Source organism: Pseudomonas agronomica (assembly GCF_025917275.1).
Classification (GTDB): Bacteria; Pseudomonadota; Gammaproteobacteria; order Pseudomonadales; family Pseudomonadaceae; genus Aquipseudomonas; species Aquipseudomonas agronomica.
This window is the reverse complement of record NZ_JAOSHO010000604.1, coordinates 1-2,731: the sequence shown is the minus strand read 5'-3', so window position 1 is coordinate 2,731 and position 2,731 is coordinate 1. Positions and strand designations below refer to the sequence as shown.

The 2,731-nt window shown below is 63.7% G+C and carries 3 protein-coding genes; 2 read left to right on the top strand and 1 reads right to left on the bottom strand.

The window, feature by feature from the left end; translation table 11 throughout:
* Window positions 1-43: 43 nt before the first annotated feature.
* Together OC610_RS25125 and OC610_RS25120 are read left to right on the top strand one after the other, a co-directional pair.
* On the top strand, window positions 44-1,249 hold the full coding sequence (locus OC610_RS25125; protein ID WP_264431723.1) for an aminotransferase class V-fold PLP-dependent enzyme: 1,206 nt from the start codon (window positions 44-46) through the stop codon (window positions 1,247-1,249).
* Complete coding sequence (locus tag OC610_RS25120) at window positions 1,246-1,650, top strand: SufE family protein (protein WP_264431721.1); 405 nt, start codon at window positions 1,246-1,248, stop codon at window positions 1,648-1,650. Before OC610_RS25125 ends, OC610_RS25120 begins: the two co-directional genes overlap by 4 nt.
* 165 nt (window positions 1,651-1,815) lie before the next feature.
* Here the strand turns inward: OC610_RS25120 and tcdA are convergent, their stop codons facing one another.
* The gene (gene tcdA / locus OC610_RS25115; protein ID WP_408636646.1) at window positions 1,816-2,628 is read right to left on the bottom strand and encodes a tRNA cyclic N6-threonylcarbamoyladenosine(37) synthase TcdA; all 813 of its coding nucleotides are present in this window, start codon (window positions 2,626-2,628) and stop codon (window positions 1,816-1,818) included.
* Window positions 2,629-2,731: the final 103 nt, after the last annotated feature.

Sequence of the window (2,731 nt, the reverse complement as noted above, 5' to 3'; positions counted from 1 at the left end):
CGCTCCCACAGGGTCCGGCGTAACTCCAGCAGGGCCCGAAAGCATGTTGATTCAATCCCCCTGGCGTGCCGACTTCCCGGCGATCGCCGCCCTGCAACGGCAAGGCCAGACCTACCTGGACAACGCCGCAACCACGCAAAAACCCCAAGCGTTGCTCGACGCACTGGCGCATTACTACGCCAACGGTGCGGCCAACGTACACCGGGCGCAACATTTGCCTGGGGCGCTGGCTACCCAGGCATTCGAAGACAGTCGCCTCAAGGTTTCGCAATGGCTCAACGCCAGTGACTGCGGCCAGATCGTTTTCACCCACGGCGCCACCTCGGCGTTGAACCTGCTCGCCTACGGACTGGAACACCTGTTCAACCCGGGCGATGAAATTGTCGTCAGCGCCCTGGAACACCACGCCAACCTGTTGCCCTGGCAGCAATTGGCCGAGCGCCGCGCGTTGACCCTGGTGGTGCTGCCGCTGGATGCCGATGGGGTGATCGATACGAGTGCCGCCGCCGAGCTGATCGGACCGCGCACGCGCCTGTTGGCGGTGAGCCAGTTGTCCAACGTGCTCGGCACCTGGCAGCCGTTGCCGGCGCTGTTGGCGATGACCAAGGCGCAGGGCGCGCTGACGGTCATCGATGGCGCCCAGGGCGTGGTCCACGGCCGCCATGATGTGGAGGCACTGGGCTGCGACTTCTACGTCTTTTCCAGTCACAAGCTCTACGGCCCCGAAGGCCTCGGCGCGCTGTTCGGTCGCACCGAAGCGCTCAGTCAACTGCGTCACTGGCAGTTTGGCGGCGAAATGGTCCAGCAGGCCGACTACCACAACGCCACCTTCCGCCCGGCGCCACTGGGTTTCGAGGCCGGCACGCCGCCGATCGCCAGCGTGATCGGCCTGGGGGCGACGTTGGATTACCTGTCCGGGCTCGACGGGCAGGCAGTCATCGATCATGAAACCGCCCTGCATGACTATTTGCTCCACGGTCTGCAGGCGCGCAACGGCGTGCGCCTGGTGGGCAGTCCCCAACTTGCGCTGGTCAGCTTCGTGGTCGATGGCATCCACAACGCCGACCTGGCGCACCTGCTGACCGAGCAAGGCATCGCCGTGCGTGCCGGGCATCATTGCGCGATGCCGTTGTTCAAGCATCTGAAGCTGTCCGGGGCAATCCGGGTGTCGCTGGCGCTGTACAACGATTCCGCCGATATCGAGCGTTTCTTCGAGGCGCTGGACCAGGCCCTGGAGATGCTGCGATGAACCTGCCTGACGATGCTGTCGCCGCACTGCAGATTTTCCAGGACGCCTCCGGCTGGGAACAACGCGCCCGGCTGTTGATGCAATGGGGCGAGCGCTTGGCGCCACTGAGCGATGCAGACAAGTGCGACACCAACCTTGTCGGCGGCTGTGAAAGCCAGGTGTGGTTGGTGGGTCAGTTGCGAGACGGCCACTGGCAGTTTTCAGCCAGCAGCGATGCGCGGCTGATCCGTGGTCTGGTGGCGTTGTTGCTGGCGCGGGTCAATGGTTTGTCCGCTGAAGAATTGCAGCAGGTGGATTTGCCGGGTTGGTTCAATCAGCTGGGATTGTCGCGGCAGTTGTCGCCGTCGCGCAGCAATGGGTTGAATGCCGTGCTACAGCGGATGCGCGAACTGGCGCAATAACCGTGGCGAGGGAGCTTGCTCCCGCTGGACTGCGCAGCAGTCCCAAAGCCGTCAACTCAATCTGCCGGACATACCGCGTTGCCCGATTTCAGGGCCGCTTCGCGGCCCAGCGGGAGCAAGCTCCCTCGCCACAGGTTCACCACTCCCTTAGTGAGCAGCGTCGCATTACTGCCCGGACTTGAGTCTGTCCGCCGGCCGTCGCACGCCCGCGACGATTTTATCCACAGCCTTGGTCGCCGCGACCATGCCGAACGTCGCCGTGACCATCATCACCGCGCCAAACCCACCAGCGCAGTCGAGCTTGACGCCGTCGCCGACAAAACTCTTCTGCAGGCAAATGCTGCCATCGGGTTTCGGGTAGCGCAGCTGTTCGGTGGAGAACACACAAGGCACGCTGTAATGGCGGGTCACGGTGCGGGAGAAGCCGTAGTCGCGGCGCAAGGTGGAGCGCACCTTGGAGGCCAATGGATCGTTGAAAGTGCGGTTCAAGTCGCAGACCTGGATCAGCGTCGGGTCGATCTGCCCGCCCGCACCGCCGGTGGTGATGATCTGGATCTTGCGGCGCTTGCACCAGGCGATCAGCGCGGCCTTGGCGTTGACGCTGTCGATGCAATCGATCACGCAATCGATGTTCGGCGTGATGTACTCGGCCATGGTGTCGCGGGTCACGAAGTCCGCCACCGCGTGCACGGTGCAGTCGGGGTTGATGCCCCTCAGCCGCTCGGCCATCACCTCGACCTTGGGCTTGCCGACGGTACTGTCCAGGGCGTGCAATTGGCGGTTGGCGTTGCTGACGCAGACGTCGTCCAGGTCGAACAGCGAAATCTCGCCCACGCCGCAACGGGCAATGGCCTCCGCCGCCCAGGACCCAACACCGCCAACGCCGACAATCGCCACATGGGCCGCCCGCAGGCGCTCCAGGCCTTCGATGCCATACAAACGGGCGATGCCGGCAAACCGTGGATCTTCTGTACTCATGACCATTACCCCAAAAACCGGCGCGCATTATAGGGCTTTGCCGCAGCAATTCGAGCCGGTCGCCAAATGAATCCCACCAATTTCCCCTGTGGGAGCGAGCTTG